The organism is Geopsychrobacter electrodiphilus DSM 16401, from assembly GCF_000384395.1.
Classification (GTDB): Bacteria; Desulfobacterota; Desulfuromonadia; order Desulfuromonadales; family Geopsychrobacteraceae; genus Geopsychrobacter; species Geopsychrobacter electrodiphilus.
Genome location: NZ_ARWE01000001.1, coordinates 4,194,394 through 4,215,801 on the forward strand (window position 1 = coordinate 4,194,394; position 21,408 = coordinate 4,215,801).

Annotated in this window: 20 protein-coding genes; 12 read left to right on the top strand and 8 right to left on the bottom strand. The window is 55.7% G+C overall.

Features of this window, described 5'->3' with window-relative positions; translation table 11 throughout:
• Positions 1-17: 17 nt before the first annotated feature.
• Entirely contained in the window at positions 18-1,709 is a 1,692-nt protein-coding gene (locus D888_RS0119915; protein WP_020678340.1) for a methyl-accepting chemotaxis protein, read from the bottom strand.
• Positions 1,710-1,948: 239 nt separating this feature from the next.
• Here D888_RS0119915 and D888_RS22595 point away from each other — a divergent pair, with 239 nt between their 5' ends.
• The 5 genes from D888_RS22595 to D888_RS22600 all read left to right on the top strand — a co-directional run bounded on the left by D888_RS22595 (position 1,949) and on the right by D888_RS22600 (position 8,978).
• The gene (locus D888_RS22595) at positions 1,949-2,653 is read left to right on the top strand and encodes a DsbC family protein (protein WP_020678341.1); all 705 of its coding nucleotides are present in this window, start codon (positions 1,949-1,951) and stop codon (positions 2,651-2,653) included.
• On the top strand, positions 2,653-5,019 hold the full coding sequence (locus D888_RS0119925; protein WP_020678342.1) for a peptidase U32 family protein: 2,367 nt from the start codon (positions 2,653-2,655) through the stop codon (positions 5,017-5,019). Before D888_RS22595 ends, D888_RS0119925 begins: the two co-directional genes overlap by 1 nt.
• The gene (locus D888_RS0119930; protein WP_020678343.1) at positions 5,019-5,978 is read left to right on the top strand and encodes a D-2-hydroxyacid dehydrogenase; all 960 of its coding nucleotides are present in this window, start codon (positions 5,019-5,021) and stop codon (positions 5,976-5,978) included. The genes D888_RS0119925 and D888_RS0119930 overlap by 1 nt, the downstream gene beginning before the upstream one ends.
• A gap of 75 nt (positions 5,979-6,053) precedes the next feature.
• Entirely contained in the window at positions 6,054-6,821 is a 768-nt protein-coding gene (locus D888_RS0119935; RefSeq protein ID WP_020678344.1) for a carboxypeptidase regulatory-like domain-containing protein, read from the top strand.
• Positions 6,822-6,872: 51 nt separating this feature from the next.
• Positions 6,873-8,978 (top strand): carboxy terminal-processing peptidase, encoded by a 2,106-nt coding sequence (locus D888_RS22600; RefSeq protein WP_020678345.1) that lies wholly within the window; start codon positions 6,873-6,875, stop codon positions 8,976-8,978.
• 107 nt (positions 8,979-9,085) lie between these two features.
• Here the strand turns inward: D888_RS22600 and djlA are convergent, their stop codons facing one another.
• Positions 9,086-9,847, bottom strand: coding sequence for a co-chaperone DjlA (djlA, locus tag D888_RS0119945; RefSeq protein ID WP_020678346.1), 762 nt, complete (start codon positions 9,845-9,847; stop codon positions 9,086-9,088).
• Between the two features lie 147 nt (positions 9,848-9,994).
• Here djlA and dmpI point away from each other — a divergent pair, with 147 nt between their 5' ends.
• A complete protein-coding gene (gene dmpI, locus D888_RS0119950; RefSeq protein WP_020678347.1) occupies positions 9,995-10,183 on the top strand; it encodes a 4-oxalocrotonate tautomerase DmpI in 189 nt (62 codons plus the stop codon).
• A gap of 245 nt (positions 10,184-10,428) precedes the next feature.
• Here dmpI and D888_RS0119955 read toward each other — a convergent pair whose 3' ends face one another.
• Both D888_RS0119955 and D888_RS0119960 read right to left on the bottom strand, forming a co-directional pair.
• Positions 10,429-11,367 carry a putative 2-dehydropantoate 2-reductase gene (locus tag D888_RS0119955; protein ID WP_020678348.1) on the bottom strand — a complete coding sequence of 313 codons (939 nt, stop codon included), beginning with the start codon at positions 11,365-11,367 and terminating at the stop codon, positions 10,429-10,431.
• A gap of 32 nt (positions 11,368-11,399) precedes the next feature.
• On the bottom strand, positions 11,400-12,275 hold the full coding sequence (locus D888_RS0119960) for a tetratricopeptide repeat protein (protein ID WP_020678349.1): 876 nt from the start codon (positions 12,273-12,275) through the stop codon (positions 11,400-11,402).
• Between the two features lie 170 nt (positions 12,276-12,445).
• Here D888_RS0119960 and D888_RS0119965 point away from each other — a divergent pair, with 170 nt between their 5' ends.
• From D888_RS0119965 to D888_RS0119990, 6 genes are all read left to right on the top strand, one after another.
• On the top strand, positions 12,446-12,925 hold the full coding sequence (locus D888_RS0119965) for a CarD family transcriptional regulator (RefSeq protein ID WP_020678350.1): 480 nt from the start codon (positions 12,446-12,448) through the stop codon (positions 12,923-12,925).
• Positions 12,926-13,035: 110 nt separating this feature from the next.
• Positions 13,036-13,740: a 2-C-methyl-D-erythritol 4-phosphate cytidylyltransferase gene (gene ispD, locus D888_RS0119970; protein WP_026362521.1), complete on the top strand. Its 705-nt coding sequence runs from the start codon at positions 13,036-13,038 to the stop codon at positions 13,738-13,740.
• On the top strand, positions 13,740-14,213 hold the full coding sequence (ispF, locus tag D888_RS0119975; protein ID WP_026362522.1) for a 2-C-methyl-D-erythritol 2,4-cyclodiphosphate synthase: 474 nt from the start codon (positions 13,740-13,742) through the stop codon (positions 14,211-14,213). The genes ispD and ispF overlap by 1 nt, the downstream gene beginning before the upstream one ends.
• A gap of 125 nt (positions 14,214-14,338) precedes the next feature.
• Complete coding sequence (locus tag D888_RS0119980; RefSeq protein WP_026362523.1) at positions 14,339-16,003, top strand: glutamine--tRNA ligase/YqeY domain fusion protein; 1,665 nt, start codon at positions 14,339-14,341, stop codon at positions 16,001-16,003.
• 18 nt (positions 16,004-16,021) lie between these two features.
• Positions 16,022-17,464 (top strand): cysteine--tRNA ligase, encoded by a 1,443-nt coding sequence (gene cysS, locus D888_RS0119985; protein ID WP_020678354.1) that lies wholly within the window; start codon positions 16,022-16,024, stop codon positions 17,462-17,464.
• A gap of 61 nt (positions 17,465-17,525) precedes the next feature.
• Complete coding sequence (locus D888_RS0119990; protein WP_020678355.1) at positions 17,526-17,846, top strand: cytochrome c3 family protein; 321 nt, start codon at positions 17,526-17,528, stop codon at positions 17,844-17,846.
• 61 nt (positions 17,847-17,907) lie between these two features.
• On the opposite strand, the gene phoU is transcribed toward D888_RS0119990, so the two are convergent.
• The 4 genes from phoU to pstC are packed head-to-tail and all read right to left on the bottom strand — an operon-like array spanning position 17,908 to position 21,231.
• A complete protein-coding gene (gene phoU, locus D888_RS0119995) occupies positions 17,908-18,576 on the bottom strand; it encodes a phosphate signaling complex protein PhoU (protein ID WP_020678356.1) in 669 nt (222 codons plus the stop codon).
• Positions 18,577-18,602: 26 nt separating this feature from the next.
• Positions 18,603-19,457, bottom strand: coding sequence for a phosphate ABC transporter ATP-binding protein PstB (gene pstB, locus D888_RS0120000; protein ID WP_020678357.1), 855 nt, complete (start codon positions 19,455-19,457; stop codon positions 18,603-18,605).
• Positions 19,457-20,305 (bottom strand): phosphate ABC transporter permease PstA, encoded by an 849-nt coding sequence (gene pstA, locus D888_RS0120005; RefSeq protein WP_020678358.1) that lies wholly within the window; start codon positions 20,303-20,305, stop codon positions 19,457-19,459. Before pstA ends, pstB begins: the two co-directional genes overlap by 1 nt.
• The gene (gene pstC / locus D888_RS0120010) at positions 20,305-21,231 is read right to left on the bottom strand and encodes a phosphate ABC transporter permease subunit PstC (protein WP_020678359.1); all 927 of its coding nucleotides are present in this window, start codon (positions 21,229-21,231) and stop codon (positions 20,305-20,307) included. The genes pstA and pstC overlap by 1 nt, the downstream gene beginning before the upstream one ends.
• Positions 21,232-21,408: the final 177 nt, after the last annotated feature.

Sequence of the window (21,408 nt, forward strand, 5' to 3'; positions counted from 1 at the left end):
ATCGGGGTGTTAGATCCTCAGTTATCAATGTTAAGTTTGAGCGAGCTTCCCATTTTATGCAGTTGTGAGGTCAGCTTTTCGAGTTCGGCAATTTCATCGGAGATTGCCGATGCGCGGGAAAGGTTTTTCCCGAGGCGTGTTTCTGCCGCATTGAAATGGCTGATCAGGCGCTGGGCGGCCTGCTGTTGAAACCGGTTCGCCTCATTCATGACGACAACCTGTTCTTCACGTTCGGCAAGGCCGCGGTCGAGTTCCCGGGTCGCTCTAACCTGCTCTTCCATGCCGCGGGTGACCTGATCTGCGGCAGACTTCATCTCGGTGACACCATCCTGAATCCGGCTGATACCGGTCCGCTGTTCCTTCACGGCGCGGGCGACTGCCCTGACCGAGCGCAGGCTGGTCACCGCGTCCTTAAGCAGATTTTGCGCTTCGCTCCCCTGACTGATGGTGAGTCGATTTATTTCATCGGTGGCCGAGGATGCGAGTACCACGGAGCTGACAATTTTCTGTAAGGCGCTGTCGGTGTTCAGGGCGAGCACGCGTCCCTGGGCGATTCGTTCTGCGGTGGTTTCAACCGCACCGAGGGCCACATCGGTATCTTGCCGGATTGCCTGAATAATCTGCTGGATATCCTGTGCGCTTGAGGTTGTCCGGTCGGCCAGGTCTTTGATCTCTTCAGCGACGACCGCAAAGCTCTTGCCCTCGTCCCCAGCTTTGGCGGCGATTATGGCGGCGTTAAAGGCGAGAAGTTCGGTGTCACTGACCAGATTCTTGATAACGCCGATGATTTTGCTGACCTGTTGGGCTTGTTTGGACAAGCGCTCCATCGCCGTCGTCGCCTGGGCGCTCTCGGCCACGATCTGTTCGGTCTCCTGCATCGATTGTTTCATCATCGCCAGACCGTTTTCGGCATCGGTCTTGACTTGTTGAACCGATTCGTTACTCAGCGCGGCCCCTTTACGGATCTTCTCGAAGGATTCACCGATAATATCCAGGGACTGGGCAGTCCCCTCGACCGAGCGTGTAATCTCATCCGCTTGATTGGCAACTTCCCGCACGCTGGCGGTCATCTCTTCGACCGCCGTGGTTGTTTCGAGAAATTTAACCGTTGAGTGATCCATCGCCATCGCCATCTCTTCGAGCGAGGCCGAGAGTTGTCGGGAGAGGGCCGCTTCATCCTGGGTGCGGTGTGAAAGCTGCTGCATCATGGCCTGCACATCGGATTGTTTTAATTCCATCACTTCCACATCTTTGCGCGTCGCCTTGGAGGCCAAAAGCCCATCTTTGGCCCGATCGACCAGGTAATAACTGGCCTCACCGAGACTGCGATAATATGGGATCAGCTGATCGGCGGTACTCAGCATCTTCTCGACAAGCGACTGTGTCTGCAGAACCCCTTTCTCCAGGGCACGCGACAGGCTTTCGATCGATTCGTCACTGATCTGAATTTCACCGGTCAAGGGCATCAACATGATTAGCTGTTGGCGAAGCTGTTTTTTGAGAGAGCTGCGTACAAACAGAAAGGATGAAACCGCCAGGCCATAGCCGAAAAAAATACAGAGAAGAATAAAAGGTGCCTGCAGGGCGGCTTCACCGACCATCAGACTGGCGATAAAAGGGAACAGAACCGCTGCAAGCAGGCCCATCAGATGGGTGAAGAAGAAGACCTTCTTCAGGTAGCTGATTTCGGCCTTTACTCTGAACCCCATAAACAGCTCCTGTGAAGAGGGAGGGATATCCGGTTTCTTGTCGACTTTTGGTGCCTAGCGGGATGTGACCTGAAAATGACGAATAATCCCAGTTAACTAGCACAAATATCCGCCCTCAGCAAGAGCTTCCCCTTCCGTCCAGCCGATGCCTGAGCTATGATACAGCAGACTTGTGCCCGTATCCTGAGATTTTAAACCCTAACCATCTGAAAGGATGGAGAAAATAAGAGAGATTTTTTATGCGCGCCTTCTTTTTTCTGCCACTGTTTGTGTTGCTCCTGTTGCCTCAGTCTCTGCTGGCGGCGACGGTAGATATTGCCCAGGCTCTGCGTCAGGATTATCCGAAGCTTAAATTTCAGAAGGTGACGCCTGGTCCCTTCGCCGGGATTTATCAGGTTGTTGTCGATGAGAGTGAGATCGTTTATTACGTCCCGGCCGGCGGCTATCTGGTGACCGGTGAAATCTGGACGCCCGATGCAAAAAATCTGACCCAGCAGGCCAAAGCCGAGTTAATGACCCAGAAGGCGGGGCTGTTCCCCCTCGACAAGGCGCTGGTGATCGGTAAGGGCCCCCATCAGGTGATCGAGATCGTCGATCCTGATTGCCCCTATTGTCGCGAAGGCTCAGCCTTTTTCGCCGGACGCAAAGATGTCACGCGTTATATCTATCTCTTTCCGCTCAATATCCATCCTCATGCTGAAGCGAAAGCAGCTTATATTCTCTCGGCCAAGGATCCGGCAAGCGCTTATGAAGATGTGATGGGCGGCGTCTTCGACACACAGCCTCTTCCGGACTATAAGGATAACGGCCTGCTGAAGGAGCATCAGCTCCTCGGCCAAAAGCTGGGCATCCACGGCACCCCGCAGTACTGGGTTGACGGGCGCTATGTGCCGGGGTCGAATCTGAAGTTGATCGCGCAGATATTAAGTGACAAACAGAACTGATGGCAAAAATTTCAACCCCGCAAAGGGCCGAACTGCTCGCCCCGGCCGGAAGTCTTGAAGCCTTTTTTGCCGCGATGGAAGCTGGCGCCGATGCGGTTTATGTCGGTCTGAAAGAGTTTTCCGCGCGCGCCAAGGCGAAAAATTTCTCCCTGCGCGAACTTGAGCTGGTCTGCCGCTATGTGCGGCGTGAGGGCCGCCGCGTCTATGTCACCCTGAACACTCTGATCAAGGAGCGCGAGCTTCCGCAACTGGTCGAAACCCTCGGTGCCCTGCAGCAGATGGGGATCGACGGGGTCATTGTGCAGGATCTGGCGATCTGGCAGCTGGTCCGGAACTTCTTCCCCGGCCTTGAACTGCATGCCTCGACCCAGATGACGGTGCATAACGCCGCCGGGGTCCAGATGCTTGAACGCATGGGCTTCACCCGCGCGGTCCTCTCCCGCGAACTGACCCTGGTCGAAATCGCCGAAATCCGCCGTCAGACGACTATCGAACTGGAACACTTTATCCACGGTGCCCTCTGTTTTTCCTTCTCCGGGCAGTGTTATTTCTCTTCCTTTCTGGGCGGGATGAGCGGTAATCGCGGCCGCTGCACCCAGCCATGTCGGCGTCAGCATCAGCAGCGCCAGCAGGAAGGGTACTACTTTTCGACTAATGATCTGTCGGCGATTGATCTGGTCCCGCAACTGCTTGAGGCTGGCGTGATGAGCCTCAAGATCGAGGGGCGGATGAAGAGCGCCGAGTACGTGCAGAATGTGGTCGGGGCTTATCGACTGGTCCTCGATGCGCCGCCTCATGGGCAAAAAACTGCGATTGAGGAGGCCAAGCAGCTCTTAAAATCCAGCTTTGGGCGCAAACCGACCAGGGGTTTTCTCAGTGGCAGTCAGCCCGAGGATATCGCAACTCCTGCGGTGAAAGGTGCGACCGGACAGTACCTGGGCGATGTCGAAGGTTTGAGCGGCCGCAACCTCAGTTTCCACAGCAGCGGGCCGGTCGAGATCGGCGATCGCTTGCGGATTCAGCCGCGCACTGATCGTGCCGGAACCGCTTTTACCCTGCGGAGTCTGCAGGTCGGTACGCGCAAGGTCAACCGCATTGAAAAGGGGCTGGTCAGCGTGCCGACCCCGTTCAGTGATCGGTTCAAGATTGGTGATTCGGTGTTCAAGGTTTCATCAAGCGCCGCCTTCAGTATGAGCGAGCAGGCATGCCGCAAAAAGTTGGAACAGCTCCCCGCCCAACGCGCGCCGCTCGATCTGGAAGTGAACATCAGTTCGACAGAGCTTAGTCTGAAGGCAGAAGGGCGGGGACAGGTCTGGCAGCGGGTTTATCCGATTGAGAGCTTCCCGGCCAGTGAGCGCGGGCTGGACACTCAGCTGCTGCACAAGACCTTTGTCGCCACCGATCAGGCCCCTTTCAGTTTGCGGCGGCTTCAGGCGCGGGTGGCCGAAAATCTGTTTGTGCCCCCCAAGCGGCTCAAGGAGATCCGGCGCCAGTTTTACGCGGAGGTCGAACTGGGTTGGCCGGCGGAGGCGAGCGGTCGACTCGCCAGCGTTAGCGCCGCACTTGCCGCGCTTTTGCCGGCAGCGCCACCGCGCGCGGGTGAACGCAAAGGCTTGCGCGTGCAGCTGCGAGAACCCTCAGAACAAAGGCTCTTGCAGGAGGTCGGGGTCGACCAGGTGATGTTGACCCTCAACGCGGCCAACCTGCATGGGGCGACCGTTCTGCGCAAGCGCGCCGATCAGGTCATCTGGGACCTCCCCTTTATCCTGATTGGTGCCGACTGGAACGCCTTGCAGCAGATGGTGCAACAGCTTTATCAGCAGGGGTTCTGCCGCTTCCGACTCAATAATCTGGGCGATTTTCCGCTCTTCGACCAGCTCGATGGGGTCCAGCTCTACAGCAGCTTCCGTCTCTTCTCCCTTAATCATCAGGCGCTGCTTGCCTGGCGTGAACTGGGGATTACCGAAGCCGAACTTTATATCGAGGATGATCGCGATAACATGGCCGATCTGCTGCGGCGTAATGCCGGGATCGGTGTGGCGTTGACGATCTACGCCAGCGTTCCGCTGTTGCGCTCGCGGATCGAGATCCGCCAATTGAAAGCGGGTCAACCGGTCGTCAGCGATCGCGGCGATGCCTATCGCGTCCAGCAGAAGCAGGGGGTCACCAGCCTCGACAGTCTGACCGACTTCTCGTTTAGTGCCGATCAGACCGAACTCGAAAGCTTCGGCTGTCGCCAGTTTGTGGTCGATCTTTCACATCTCGGCGCGCTCTCCAAGGCGGGTAAGGATGTTCTGGATGCCGTGCGTCGGCGCAGCGATCCGCCAGGGACGAGCAAGTTCAATTATCGACAGGGGATGGAATAATGAAAATTGTTGTGCTCGACGGTCATGCTGCGAATCCTGGAGATCTGAGCTGGGATGAGCTGGAAACCTGCGGTGAGTTGCAGGTCTATCCGCGCACCGCCCCGCACGAGCTGCTCGAGCGCGCACAGGGGGCCGAGATACTGCTGACCAACAAGGTCCTGCTGCTGCAGCCCGAGCTGGAGCAGTTGCCGGCGTTGCGCTACGTTGGCGTACTGGCCACCGGGGTTAATGTGGTGGATGTCGACTGCTGTCGTAAGCGGCACATCGCCGTGGCCAATATTCCCGGCTATAGTTCGGCCTCGGTTTGTCAGATGACCTTCGCCCTGATGCTGGGCCTTGCTCATCAATTGCGGCACCATGACGAGCTGGTGCATAATCGTGCCTGGAGTCGCAGCGCTGAGCCCTGTTTCATCGATCGTCCCCTGCTTGAGCTGGCCGGATTGAACCTCGGGCTGATTGGATTCGGTCAGATTGCGCGCGAGGTCGCGCGGGTGGCGCAAGCCTTCGGGATGCAGCTCCAGGTCTACACCACTCACCCTGAAAACTATCGCGAGGCCTGGCCGCAGGTCCGGTTTGTCGGGCTCGACCAGCTGGTCGACTGCAGTGATCTGATATCACTTCACTGCCCTCTGAATCCCCGGACCCGGACGCTGGTCGATGCAGATTTTATCACACGGATGAAGCCCGGCGCCCTGCTGATCAACACCGCGCGCGGATTGCTGGTTGATGAAATGGCGGTTGCCGCAGCACTAAAAGACGGACTTCTGGCCGGTTATGGCGCCGATGTGATGGGGACAGAACCTCCGCCGGCGGATCACCCGCTCCTGGATGCCCCGAACGCTCTGTTGACTTCGCACATCGCCTGGGGGACAGGCGCAGCGCGGCAGCGTTTGATGCGGGTTGCCAGCGAAAATGTCAAATCCTTTATGGCGGGGGGTCGACTAAACCGGATTGATTAACAGGCTGGTTTTGAATCTGGAAAAAAGCATGCAGCTTCTGCTGTTGCATAGACACTTCTAATGGTATATTGACGCATGAAACAAATCTTCCATTCTCTTCTGATCCTCGTCCTGCTTCTGAGTGGCTGTGTTCCCGCCGTGAATTCCCCTGTAAGCGACATTGCACACCCGACCGGAATCAGCGGACAGGTGACCGATCGCGCAGGTCATCCGGTTTCCGGAGCCTGGGTGTACGCCTATCGTAATACCAGCAGCAGCTTGCGCGGCCCGGCAGATTTCGGCGCGCGCACTGATAAGAATGGACACTATTATCTTGATCTGGTAAACGGCTCCTATTATCTGATAGCGCGCTGGCGAAAAGCTGGCGGCGAGGCGGGGCCACCCCAGGCGGGAGATGCCTGGGGACTGTTTGGTCAAAATCCGCTGCAGGTCGTCAGCGCCCGCATCAGCCGAGCCGACTTTCAACTGCGGGGGGTGCAGGCCGGTCAACCGGTGATGCTGCGCGGCAGCAGTCTCAGTCAGGGGAAAACAGGGTTCACCGGACTCCTCCTGGATGCGGCCGGAAAGCCGCTGCCGGGAGCTTTTGCGCTGGCCTATGCCAATCTTGATTTCAGACGAATGCCCGATTTCACCTCCGCAGTGGTCGGTGCGGATGGTCGGTTTCAGCTCTTCGTCCCCACCCTCGGCCGTTATTGTCTGGCGGCACGCACCCGCACCCGTGGGCAACCGATTGCCGGGGAGCCCTACGGACTCTTGGGAAACGGAGAGTCTGGATGTCTGGCGACAGTTAAAGACCGACTTATCGATGTCGGCGAAATTCACCTGAGCCCTTATCGTCACTGAACAGCTTTTTAAGTTATTTTTATCGGCATCACCGGAAGGATTTAATCCACCATGCAGCGTTTTAAAATACAAACCCGAATCCGCAACCTGATGTTGGCCAGCCTGTTGCTTCTGCTCGGCACGACACAGGTCTTTGCCGCACCTAGTTTTGATACTAACCGGGCGCGGCTGCTCGGTCATATGATTGAGCAGGAGTTGAGCCGTCATCATTACAGCGATAAGGCGCTCGACGATAATCTGTCAAAGGCGGCGTACGATCTTTACCTCAAGCAGCTTGATGGCCAGAAACGTTTTCTGCTGAAGGATGATATCAAGGAACTGTCGGCGTACAAACTGCTCATTGATGATGCGCTGCGTACTGGTCGTCTCGATCTGCCGGAGCTGGGGGAGCGGCTGCTTGATCGACGGATCACACAAGTTAAAGCGATTTGTCCTGAAATTCTGGCCAAGGGTTTTGATTTTGAGCGGGTCGATAAGATTGAAACCGATCCGGAAAAAATCGACTATGTTGAAAATGCTGAGCAACTGCATGAACGCTGGCGGCAGATTCTGAAATATCAGACGATCAACCGTTATCTTGGGTTGCTCGAAGATGAACTCAAAACCACCGACCCGCAGGCGTTAGCCAAGGCGAGCGTAGAAGTGCAGAAGCGGCTGCGTGGCGAAGCACGAAAAAAGGTGTTGAAGAGTCAGCTCAGCAGTCTCGATCGGATGCTCGAAGAGACCACCGAGGATCACTACGACCGCTATCTTAACTCCATAGCGCGTGCCTATGATCCACATACCGACTACCTGGCGCCGACCAGTAAGGAAGATTTTGACATCAGTATGAGCGGGTCCCTTGAAGGGATCGGCGCCACCTTGCGTGAAGATGACGGCTACATCAAGGTCGTGAAGATCATTCCCGGCAGTGCCGCTTATCGTCAGGGTCACCTCGAAGCAGATGACATCATCTTGAAGGTTGCCGAAGGGGCGAAGGGGGAACCGGTTGATATTACCGACACCCGTATCCGTGACGCAGTTACCCTGATCCGGGGTAAAAAGGGGACTGAAGTGCGTCTGACCGTGAAGAAACCGGACGGACGTCAGCTGGTAGTGCCGATTGTGCGCGATATCGTTGAAATTGAGGAGACCTTTGTTAAAGGGGAGCTGCTGGTTGATGAGGCGAGCAAGACCCGCTTCGGTTATCTTAAGGTTCCCTCCTTTTACCGGGATTACACCGGCAAGACCGGGCGCAATTGTACCGATGATATGCGCGCCGAAGTCCAGAAGCTGGTCGCTCAAAATATAGATGGTCTGATCATTGACCTGCGCAATAACGGCGGTGGCTCTCTTGGTGATGCCGTCGATACGACCGGTCTCTTTATCGACCAGGGACCGGTAGTCCAGGTTCGTAGCCGGGGTGGAAATATTCGCGAACTGAGTGATGAGAACAGCGGGGTTGAATACGCTGGACCAATACTGGTGCTGGTTAATCGCTTCAGCGCCTCGGCCTCCGAAATTTTTGCTGGCGCCTTGCAGGACTACAAACGAGCGTTGATCGTCGGAGACGAGCACACCCATGGCAAGGGAACGGTGCAGGCGATGCTCGATCTGGATCGTGCGGTGCGGCTGCAGGGGATGGAGAAATATCTCCCCCTGGGTGCCCTGAAAGTGACCATCCAAAAATTTTATCGGATCAGCGGAGAGTCGACTCAGGAGCGTGGCGTCATCCCTGATGTGATTCTCCCCTCACGCTTTGATGGTCTGAAGAGCGGCGAGAAGTACCTGCCGAATGCTCTGCCCTGGGACCACATCAAAAGTGCCGAGTATCAAACCTGGCCGAAGCCGATTGGTAATATTGAAGAGCTCAAAGCCGAAAGTGCCAGACGTGTCGCTGCTTCGAAGAAATTTAAGGAGATTGTCGAGATCGCGGCCAGGTCCAACGAGCGCCGTGCAGATAGCCGTCAGTCGCTCAAACTGGAGCAGATCATCAAGGAGCGCCAGGAACTTCTCGATCTTCAAGGCACCACGTCCGATTCGCCTCACGGCGGATTGAAGCCGAAGAAGAATGAGAGCAAGGACGAGCCCTCACTTAAAGAGAAACTTAAGGACGACCCTTATGTTGCAGAAGCGGAGAAATTATTGTTGACGGTTTTGCACCCGGAGAAAAATTAATTGGTAAGGTATTGAGATTTTAAGGGGCTGCTCTGGTGCAGAAAGCTATTCAGCCTCTAAGTATTGACCCGCAAATCGCACCCGGTTTTTGATGGTTGAGCCCTGTGCTACAGGGTTTTCATAACCGCATCGTATGAACCGTTAATTTCGGAGACCTTGTCATTTGCGAACTTGATAAACTCCGGCGGCAGGCCCTTCCCTTCAATCTTGTCGGGGTGGAACTCAGAAACTTTCAGGCGGTAGGCTTTTTTGATTTCGGCCTTGCTCGCTCCCTGGGGGACACCCAGCACCGCATAGTGTTTTTCAAGACTTAAGGGGCTGGCCGCGCCGGCGCCGGAATGACGACTGCGGATTGTTTGATAGACGCTGTCGGGCAAGCGAAAGGCTTGCTTGGCCTGCAGCAGCATCTCCTCTTCAGCCGGATGCAGTTTGCCATCGGCCAGCGCCACCTCAAACAGAAAATTCATCATGAAGCTGCATAACTGCTGTTCCTGCCAGAAGAGGCCTCCGAACTGCCCGGCATAGTCAGCGAAGCTTTCGTGGCTGTCTTTGGCCCGACTGAAAACGCCGAGGGCAAATTTACGTGTTTGGTCATCAAGGCCCAGTGCCTCGCGTGAAATGCGTTCAATCGTCGCGATTTCATCCTCACAGACCCGCCCATCGGCCTTGGCCAGTTTGCCGACCATCGAAAAGGCCGCAGTGAAGAAGAGCGCCTGCTTGCGTTGGGCGTTTGAAAAACCGATACTGTTCCCCGGTTGCGTATTTCCCCCGCCCATGTTGGCGCCGATCGCCGCGCCGATTAACGCTCCGAAAGGGCCCGCTATCATCGCTCCGATACCGCCCCCGATTATTCCAGAAAGCCAGCTCATGTTGCATCTCCTTGGTGTTTTTACTGTCAACGTCAGGGTTTATAACACGTGAGGCAGGATAAATTGAAGCGGATTGCTGGCAGGTTGCATTCCGGTTCGGGGAAGATTACTCTGCGGGATAAATTCTAATAAAAGGAGAACCAGCAGATGCCGATAATCACTCTGGAAGGTCCAAAAATAGCCAATCTTGACACCCGTCGGGAATTTATTCGTGATCTCACTGATGCTGCGGTCAAGGCCTACGCACTGCCGCAGGAGAAGATTATTGTTATTCTGCATGAAAATAGTCGCGAACAGGTCGGGGTCGGTGGTGAACTGCTCGTAGATAAGGGTTGAATTCCGAAGCGGTGCTTTCACCTTGATTTAGAGGGGAACCGTGAGCCTCCTCACCTTAAGCAGTAAAACTATCATACACGCACTTAGGGTGAGGAGGCTGAAACGCCTAAAATGTCCGGTTTGGAACCACAAAGAACATCTTGAGCTCGATCCCCACGACGAAAGGTATGCGCAAAATTTATTGGAGTGCGGTGATCTTGGAGCCCTGTGTACTAGGTTCTGTACGTCGTCCTTCCGGTGGTGATTCAGGGGGTGCGAAGCCTGGGAGACTGGAACTGTTCGCCAACCGACAACAGGCGATAGAGCATATCGACCTGCGGCATCTGAGTGCCGGCGGTCAGGGCGCGTTGCAGCGGGATGGCGTAGATCGCTTCGAGTTCCAGTTGGCGGCCTTCGAGGCGGTCGATCATCATGCTCGGTCGATAGCCGGTCATGGGATCGCTGAAGGCAAGCATGTGCTCGACAAAGGGCTCAGCCTCAATCGCAATTTTGAGCCCCTGCTGATTCGCTGCCCTGATCACCTCGTGCATCATGCTCGCTATCAGTTGCCGAGTTGGCGGGTGTTGCAGCAATTCGGTTACCGTCTTGCCGGTTAAGGCACAAAGCCCGTTGAAAGGGATATTCCAGACTAACTTTTCCCAGCGGGTGCGGATCAGGTCATCACTTGTTTCGCAGGCAACGCCTGCCGCTTTAAAGTGCGCTGCGAGTTGTTGACTCCTGATTGACGGTTGGTTGGTCCATTCCCCCAGGTGGATACGGCCCTCGCCGAGGTGATGGACTTCGCCCGGTTCGCCGCGATTGCTGCAGAGAAAGGCGACCCCGCCCAGAACCTTGTCCTCACCGAAGGCCGCCGCCAGAAGGTCTTCATTCCCCACGCCATTTTGCAGGGTAAGAATCGCCGTCTCCCGACCAACCAGCGGCCGGACCAGTTCGATCAACTGCTGATTCGCAAAGGTTTTCAGGCCGATCAAAACAAGATCAACCGGTCCAATTTCGGCCGAGGTTCGGTAGCCCTTGATGGTCGGGAGTTCAAAGTCACCGTCAATAGAAAAGACCTTCAGTCCACGGGCGTTGATCGCCTCGAAATCGCTCCGCAGCAAAAATCGGACATCATGCCCTGCGCGCTGTAGCATGGCTCCGTAAAAAAGACCCAGGGCCCCTGCCCCGATGACGCCGATTCGCATGTCGACTCCTTATAAAACCCAAAAGGTCCAGGTTAAAATCGATAATTCAAGACCACCATCGGTACTTGCGGGAGCATGCCCAACTGCAGGTTGAGGCGGGAGCGCATCTGGTGTTTGAAGTCGTTCTTGGTCCGTTGATTAAACTTATGCGCATTGTTGGTCGCATTATAAATATTGCCGCCGTACCAGCCAAGTTCGAAGAAGAGCAGAATTCCCCCGGCCGCATAATTTTGATTATGGATGGCCTCGACTGCGCCGAGAATAAAGGCGCCGTTGAGTAGAAACGCGAGAGTCGCCTGCCGCACGCGACCGGTATAGAGTTGACCTAACCCTGGGAGCAGCGCGGACAGGGTCCCGGCGAGGCGTGGGGATTTTAATTTAAGGGACTGGTAGTTTTCAAGGTCGGTAGCTAATTGATTGCGCTGGGGTTCGGGTAGCAGGCTGAAGCTCCTGGCTGACTGCTGCGGTCGGTCCTGTTCGAGCAGGGACCAGCCGATGCGAAAATTGGCGTAATTGATGGTTGGGGGATCGGTGACCTCTTTCAAGAGGGCACGATAACGTTCGCGCGCCAGGCCGAACTCACCCCTCTCATAGGCGCTGTCGGCATATATGCGCCGCCCCTTGGCGGCTTCAGGGCTTTGTGGATAAAGGCGAAACAGCTCTTCAAGGCTGTTGTCGGCCTGGCTCCAGCGGTGACCGGCAAGCAGGTTTTTAGCAATGGAAAGTTGCGCACGCGGTCGCAGCTCGGAATCAGGATTCAAAAAGAGAAAGCGCTTGTATTCGGTGATAGCGCGATAGTGATCACCCTCGCTGGCCAGGCTGTCGGCAAATTGCAATTGTGTGGGCAAATCAGCGGCATGGGTGAGCGTCGGGAAGAACAGGAGCAGCAGCAAGAGAAATCGGATCATTGGGGTCATTTCTCCGGGGTGGATTTAGGATTGAAAAATGAGATCGCATTCTAGCATGAACCGGGGTAACCCTGCAGAGAAAAAGCGTTTTATCTCTTCGTAACAGCCCATATTCCTTGACCATCGGGGGCTGCCATGATATGCTATGTTTTTGCAAAAGGAGAAAGCTATTGTTTAAAAAAGGGGACATGGCAGTCTACCCGACTCAAGGGGTAGGGGTTATCGAAGATATTGAGACTCGCGAATTCTCTGGCCATAGCCAGAGTTTTTATGTGCTGCGCATCGTCGGTAGCGATATGACGATCATGGTACCCACCAATAACGTAGCAAACGTTGGAATGCGTGGCCTGATAGAGCGCAAGAACATCCCTGCGGTTTTTGACGTCCTTGGCGTTCCGGGGGTGGGTGGCAAAATCGCTTCCTGGAGCCGCCGACAGCGTGAATATCAAGACAAACTCAAGTCGGGTGATCTCCACGAAGTCGCCGAAGTCCTGCGTGAACTCTACCTGATCAGTGACAACAAAGATCTTTCCTATGGTGAGAAGAAGGTTCTGGAGCAGGCGCGGCGTCTGCTGGTGACCGAGGTGGCTCTTTCGCAAGGGTCCAAGGAAGAATCTGTCATCGACCAACTGGAGCAGATTTTTCACTGAGGCCGCTTTCAGCTAGGCGAGATTAAGACCGGGTGCTACAGGGCCTGGTCTTCCTTTTTCGAGCGGCATAAACAGGGACGAGAGATCGTTCCTTTTTTTGTGGGCAAAAGATGAACACAACAGTTTTGGTCCCTGCTGCGGGCATGGGGCGGCGCATGGGCGCAGCAATCAACAAACAATACCTTGAGCTTGGCGGTCGTCCGATTCTGGCGCGCACCCTGGAGTTGTTTCAACAGCACCCCGCAATCAGTCGTATCTATCCGATTATACCGGCGGATGAAATTCCTTTTTTTACCAACGAGATTCTCCCGCAGCTTGACCTGCCCAAACTGGCTGGGATCATTCCCGGCGGTAAAGAGCGTCAGGATTCGGTCCGTAATGGTCTGCAGCAATTGCGTCTGTCCGGGACAGCATCCGATTCGGTCGTCCTGGTGCATGATGGGGTGCGTCCCCTGCTGAATCCTGAATTGATCACTATCCTGGTCGAGCTGGCGGTGCTAAAAGGTGGAGCTGTGGTGGGGGTGCCGGTCAAGGACACGATCAAAGAGGTGGAGAACGGACTCATCCTGGGGACTCCAGATCGTCGCCGTTTGTGGCAAGTGCAAACCCCCCAGGCCTTCCGCTTTGACATTCTGTGGAAGGCCTACCAGAAGGCCGCCGAAGATGATTTTTGCGGGACCGATGATGCCTCGCTGGTCGAACGTCTTGGCCTCTCGGTGGCGATGGTCGAAGGGGATTATCGCAATATCAAAATTACCACGCCGGAGGATCTGCTGATCGCCGAGGCCTTGTTGACTCTGGGGAGAAAAAAATGATGCGGATCGGTCACGGTTTTGATGTGCATAGGCTGGTTGCCGGCCGCAGGTTGATCCTGGGGGGGGTCGATATCCCTCATGAACTGGGTCTGCTCGGTCATTCGGATGCCGATGTCCTGTTGCACGCTATCTGTGATGCGCTGCTCGGGGCCCTGGCCGCGGGCGATATCGGCAAGCATTTTCCCGATACCGATCCTGCCTTCAAGGGGATCGACAGCCGCGTGCTGTTGCGGCAGGTGGTTGCCTTGCTGCATGGGAGAGGGTATGTGCTGGGCAATCTGGATGCGACCATCCTTTGTCAGCAACCGAAACTGGCAGCGCATATCCCTCAGATGTGCCTGAATATTGCCGAAGATTGCGGGGTTGCACCAGACCAGGTGAATGTGAAGGCGACGACCACGGAAACCCTTGGTTTTGAAGGGCGAAAAGAAGGCATTTCGGCGCATGCTGTGGTCCTTGTGCGTAAAAGTTAGTCAGCCCCCTGGATTTTTCCCTTGCCCAACCCGCCTTGTGCCAGAGATACTGCCACACTTAGCTGTCATGAATTGTTTAAGTTACAAAATCTCCGGCACTGCTGCCGGAGTTGCCTGAAGTGAGAATGACCAGGATGAGCCAGGAACCGACCAGTAATTTTATCCGCACCATCATCGATGAAGATCTCGCCACTGGCCGTCGTCAGCAGGTGATTACCCGCTTTCCGCCCGAGCCGAACGGCTATCTGCATATCGGTCACGCCAAGAGTATCTGTCTTAACTTCGGCCTCGCCCAGAGCTACGGCGGGCGCTGTCACCTGCGTTTCGACGATACCAATCCGTCCAAAGAGGAGCTGGAGTATGTCGAGTCGATCAAGGCCGACGTGGCATGGCTCGGCTTCGACTGGGGGGAGCATCTTTATTTTGCCTCCGATTATTTTAATCAGCTTTACCAGTGGGCCCTGCTTCTGATCAAAGCCGGGAAGGCCTATGTCGACAGCCAGAGCGCCGAAGAGATGCGCGCCAAGCGCGGCACCCTGACCGAGCCCGGCATCGCCAGCCCTTATCGTGAGCGCAGTGTGGAGGAGAATCTCGAGCTGTTCGAACGCATGAAGAGTGGCGAGTTTGCCGACGGTGCCCATATTCTGCGCGCCAAAATCGACATGGCTGCGCCCAACATGAACCTGCGTGATCCGGCGATGTACCGCATTTTGCATGCCCATCACCATCGCACCGGGGATAAATGGTGCATCTACCCGATGTACGATTTCGCGCACGGCCAGGAGGACTCCATCGAAGGGGTGACCCATTCGATCTGTACCCTCGAGTTTGCCGATCACCGCCCGCTCTACGAATGGTTTCTGCAGGAGCTCGAGATTCACGCGCCGCAGCAGATCGAATTCGCGCGCTTGAATCTTTCGTATACCGTGATGAGCAAGCGCAAGCTGCTGCAACTGGTCAACGACAGGCATGTTGAAGGCTGGGACGACCCACGGATGCCGACTGTTTCCGGAATGCGACGGCGCGGTTATCCGGCGGCTGCGATTCGTAATTTCTGCGACAAGATCGGGGTCGGCAAGGCCCATTCGTGGATCGAGATGTCAGTGCTCGAAGAGACGGTCCGTGAGGTCTTGAACGAGACCGCCCAAAGACGCATGGCAGTGCTTGATCCACTGAAAGTCACCATCACCAACCTGCCGGCCGATCACCTTGAAGAGCTGCAGGCGCCCAATCATCCGCAACAGCCGGAGCTCGGCAGCCGGATGATCCCTTTCAGTCATGAACTCTATATCGAGCGTGAAGACTTTATGCTGGAACCGCCGAAGAAATTCTTCCGGCTCGGCCCGGGCTGTGAGGTCCGGTTGCGTAATGCTTATATCATTCGCTGCGATGAGGTCGTCAAAGATGCGAGCGGCGAAGTCATTGAACTGAAATGCAGCGCTGACCTTGACACCCTGGGCAAAAACCCGGCAGACGGGCACAAGGTCAAAGGGATTATCCACTGGGTGTCGGCCGCACAGGCGCAGCGCCTGCCGGTGCGTATCTACGACCGGTTATTCAGCCAGGAGAACCCTGACAAGGCTGAGAACTACCTGCAGGCCCTGAATCCGGCCTCACGCCAGTTGGTCGAAGCTCTGGCTGAACCCAGTCTGCTGAACGTCAGGTGCGGTGAGACCTTTCAGTTTGAGCGGGTCGGATATTTCTGTGTCGACAGCAAGGAATCCAGCGCCGGTCAACCGGTGTTCAACCGCACGGTCACCCTGCGCGACAGCAGGGGCGGCGGAAATTAACAGGCTTGGAGATTTAAGATGAGTTTACGGGTTTACAACACCCTTAAAGGGAAAAAAGAAGATTTTGTCCCCCTGGAGCCGGGTAAGGTCAAAATGTACGTCTGTGGCGTGACGGTATATGACTACTGTCATATCGGCCATGCGCGCGCCAATATCGTGTTCGACATCATCTACCGCTACCTGCAGTTTGCCGGTTTTGATGTCATCTATGTGCGCAATTACACCGATGTCGATGACAAGATCATCAAGCGCGCCAACGAACGCGGTATCAGCAGCAAGGCGCTCTCCGAGGAGTTTATTCAGGCCTTTGATGAGGATATGGCGACCCTGGGGCTGGCGCTGCCGACCCATCAGCCGAAGGCGACGGAGTATATTCCGCAGATTCTTGAGATCTGTCAGAAGTTGATCGACAAGGGGCTCGCCTACGCGTCGGGTGGCGACGTTTACTACAGCGTCAACAAGTTTCCTGATTATCTCAAACTCAGCAAACGCAAAATGGATGAGATGCAGGCCGGGGCGCGCATCGCGCCGGGGGAGCAGAAGCAAGATCCGATGGACTTCGCACTCTGGAAAGCCGCCAAACCGGATGAACCAAGCTGGGAATCCCCCTGGGGGCCAGGACGCCCCGGCTGGCATATTGAATGTTCGGCGATGAGTTCCTCGCTGCTGGGTGAGACTTTCGATATCCATGGCGGCGGTCGAGATCTGATCTTCCCGCACCATGAAAACGAGATCGCCCAGTCCGAAGGGGCGAGCGGCAAACCCTTCGTCAACTACTGGCTGCATAACGGCTTCGTTAATATCAATCAGGAGAAGATGAGCAAGTCCCTCGGCAACTTCTTCACCATTCGCGACATCCTTAAACGCTATAACCCCGAGGTGCTGCGCTTCTTTATCCTGAGCGCGCACTATCGTTCGCCGATCGATTTTTCCGATCAGAATCTGATCGAGGCCGAAAGCGGGCTCAGTCGCTTCTATGAGGCCCTGCTCGCCGGCGATGAAGCCATTGCCGGAGCGGATGCCGCAAGCCCTGCGGAAGATGGTACAAAGCTTGAAGAGAATTTCCGTGCCGCGATGGACGATGATTTCAACAGCGCGCTGGCCATCGGCCATCTGTTTGAAGCGGTGCGCACGATAAACCGGCTGGTCGCGACCAAAAAGTTCAGTAAACAAGGGGGCTTGGTAGCCACAGTCGCCGATCTGCTGCAGCGCATCCGGTGCTATGCCGGGGTACTGGGGATTCTGCAGATCGATCCAGAGTCCTGGTTAACGCAACAGAAAGTTGCCGGTTTGGCCGATTTGGGGATTAATCTCAGCGAGATCGCGGCAGCAATCACGGCACGCCTGCAGGCGCGGGCGGACAAGGATTACGCCCGCGGCGACGAAATTCGTGACGAACTCGATGCTCGCGGTATCCTGCTGCTCGACACGCCACGTGGGACAACCTGGAAGTTGAAATGATCTGCCGTTATCGAGATGAGCCAAGCATCTCGATTTTACGTTGACTGCTGTGGAGTGATTAATGATGATTCGGACAAGCTTGTTATGCGGTATCGGTCTGTTGTTGTGCGCCACTCTTGCATTGGCCTTTGACCCACCGGTGATCGTGAAGATGAAGACGCCGCAGGGGGATGTGCTGTTTCATCACCAGGCACATCAGTCGGCGGTCAATGGCTGCACCGACTGTCATCACATGGGGGTCGAGGCCGGGGGCTGTCGTGATTGTCATGGCGTTAAACGGGGGGTGCCGAGCGTGAAACATGCTTTTCATCGCCAGTGTCGCAACTGTCACATCAAGAATGGTGGTCCGACTGCGTGTGATACCTGCCATCACAAAGAATAGGCGGGCATTCCCCGTTCAGCACAAATGACAAGGGCCACCAGATACTGGTGGCCCTTGTCGGTTAAACACTCGTCTGGATGCCACCGTGGCGGATGATATCGCCATCAACCAGGTAGACAACATCCTCAGCGATATTAGTCGCCAGATCGGCCATTCGTTCCAGATAGCGTGAAATCGAAAGATAGAGGACCAAACCATCAAGATTGTTCAGATCTTGCCGGATTGCTTCTTTGACGTTGGTAAAGTTAGCCTTGTGCATTTTATCGACATCATCGTCGAGATGGATCGTCTGGCGGGCCAAATCGGTGTCTCTCTCTACCAGGGAGTCGAGGGCCATCTTGAGCATTTTTTCAACCAGTTCGGCCATGGTCGCAATGTCGTAGGGGCACTTCAGGCGGGGTTCATTGTCTAAATCGATCGATCGCTGTGCAATATTTACAGACAGATCGGCGACGCGCTCAAGATCGTTATTGATCTTCAAGATCGTAACAATAAAACGCAGGTCGGTCGCCACCGGCTGGTGCAGAGCCAAAACCTTGAGGCATTCTTCCTCGAGGGCGACTTCCAGATTGTCAATTATTGCGTCCCCGCCCTTAACCTTTCCCGCCAATTTGCGATCTCGGGTCAACAGTGCTTGAACCGCCTGAATAACGCGTCCTTCGACCTCGGCGCTTAGGGATAAAAGCATTTTTTTAAGTGTATCAAGCTCTTTTTGCATTAAAGCGGTCATGCCCTCCATCCTTTCATGATGTCAGATCAGCCGAAACGGCCGGTAACATAATCCTCGGTCTGTTTTTTGGCCGGGTTGGTAAAGATTTTCGTCGTCGGTCCGAACTCGACAATCAGCCCCTGATAAAAGAAGGCCGTATAGTCTGAGATCCGCGCAGCCTGTTGCATGTTGTGCGTGACGATGACGATGGTGTAGTTGTCTTTGAGCGAAGCGATCAAATCTTCAATCTTGGCAGTCGCCACCGGATCGATGGCCGAGGTCGGTTCATCCATCAGCAGGACTTCCGGCTCAACGGCGATCGCTCGGGCGATACACAGCCGTTGTTGCTGGCCACCGGAGAGCGCCAGACCCGGCTTGTCGAGTTTCTCCTTGACCTCTTCCCACAGCGCCGCCTGACGCAGAGCGGTTTCGATGCGGCCCTGCAGTTCGCTGCGGCTCATGCGGTAATGCAGGCGCAGCCCATAGGCGACATTATCGAAGATACTCATGGAGAAGGGGGTCGGTTTCTGAAAAATCATCCCCACGCGGCGCCGCAATTCCAGAATATCCCAATCGGGATCAAGCAGATTCTTGCCGTCGAGCAGAATTTCGCCGCTGACACGTTGATGGCGATAGAGCTGGAAGATGCGGTTGTAGGTGCGCAGATGAGTTGATTTACCGCAACCTGAAGGTCCAATGATAGCAGTGACCTTGTTGCTGGCGATGTCGAGGTTATTATCAGTCAATGCCTGATTTTCGCCGTAGTAGAAATTGAGGTTGCGCACCGAGATCTTCACCTCGGGCTTTTTCTCCGGCCGCGCGGCAGACCGGGCCGATATGACCGAGGATTGAGGCTCATCGATCGGGGTTGGGTTATTCGTCTGAGTTGTTGTTTTATCCATTATTTATGACTCCAGAACCACAACAGGGAACGGGTGAAGATGGTAGCACCGAGCACCCCCGCCGTGATCAGAAAGGAGGCCCCCCAGGCCATGGCTTGCCAGTCGGGATAAGGGGACATGGCGTAGTTAAAGATGGTAACCGTCAGGTTACTCGTCGGTTCGTTGAGTGATGAAATCCAGTAGGGGCTGTTGAGGGCGGTGAACAGCAGCGGGGCGGTTTCACCGCTGACCCGGGCGACCGCAAGCAGAATGCCGGTGACCAGACCGTTGCGGGCGGCGCGGAAGACCACGTTCAGGGTCACTTTCCAGCGGGGTGCGCCCAGGGCCAGGGCTGATTCGCGCAACGCGCTCGGGACCAGGTTGAGCATATCCTCGGTGGTCCGGGTGACCACCGGCAGCATGATGATCGCCAGTGAGACGGCGCCGGCGTAGCCGGAGAAGTTTTTCATCGGTACAACGATGATGATGTAGACGAAGATACCGATGATAATCGACGGTGTTCCCATCAGCATGTTGGTGGTGAAGCGGACCCATCCCCCCAGGCGGGTATGCTGGCCGAATTCGGCGAGGTAAACCCCGGCCATCAGTCCCGTCGGCACCCCGATCAACATCGCCAGACCGGTCATGACCAGGGTGCCGACGATTGCGCTCGCGACACCCCCACCAGCCATTCCTGGAGGGGCCGGATTCTCGGTAAAGAAATCCCAGTTTATGGCGCTGATGCCGTGGGCCAGGACCACATACAGGATCCAAACCAGAAAGGCGATCCCGACAAAGGCCGCCAGACTCGCCAGGCAGCGAACCAGCAGGTCCCTGAGGCGTCGTCCAACCATCGAGCGTTCTCTCATCAGGCCACCCCCATCTTGCTTTTGGTCCGTTTTAACCACCACTGTGCCAGCAGCTCCAGCAGGAAGGTGACCCCAAACAGCACCAGTCCAAGCTCGACCAGCGAACTGAGGTAGATCGGTTCGGAGGCCTCGTTGAATTCATTGGCCAGGGTCGAGGCGATACTGTTGGCGGCTGAGAAGAGTGAGGCGGAAATTTCGTGGCGGTTGCCGATGACGAAGGTGACCGCCATGGTCTCGCCGATGGCCCGGGCCAGACCGAGGAAGCAGGCGCCGAGAATCCCCTGAATTCCGTAGGGGATGGTGACCTTGCGGCTGACCTCCCAGGTTGTTGAGCCCATGCCGTAGGCCGACTCCTTGACCACCGCCGGTACCATCAGAAAGATAGCGCGGGTCACAGACGTTATAAAAGGGAGGATCATCAAGGCCAGGATGATCCCGGCGGTGAGCATGCCGATCCCCATTTTTGCGCCACTGAAAAAGGGCAGGCCGCCACCGATTCTGGCCAGAAACGGCTGCACATAATCGGCCATAAACGGGGCGAAGACGAACAGGCCCCACATGCCGAAGATGATACTGGGAATGGCCGCCAGAAGTTCGATGGCCGCACCGACAAAGCGGCTGAGCCAGGGCGGAGCCAGTTCAACCAGAAACAGGGCGATGATCAAGCTCAGCGGCACGGCAATACACATGGCGATGGCGGTTGAAACCAGGGTGCCAAAAATACTGCTCGCTGCACCAAAATCCCCCGTCACCGGATTCCATGCCTGGGAAAAGAGAAAGCCGATTCCGAATTTGGCCAGAGAGAGTTGAGAACCGCGGATCAGTTCCCAAAAAATACCGACGACTATAATCAGAACCAGCACGCCACTGAGAGTCGCAATCCAGCGGAAGGCTGGATCAAAGTTTTTTTGCCGATGCAGTTCCATCAGGGACCCTTATGTAAAGGTTAGGTTTGGTTCCACGCGCGCGGCGGATAATTCTTCGATATTCCCCGGTTCCACCGAACGGAAACAAGCCGGCATGAAGCTGGATTGATCCGCTTCATGCCGACTTTACATCTATTTACGAGTGAGTTTCTTCCCGCTTAAGGGATCGAACGGTGA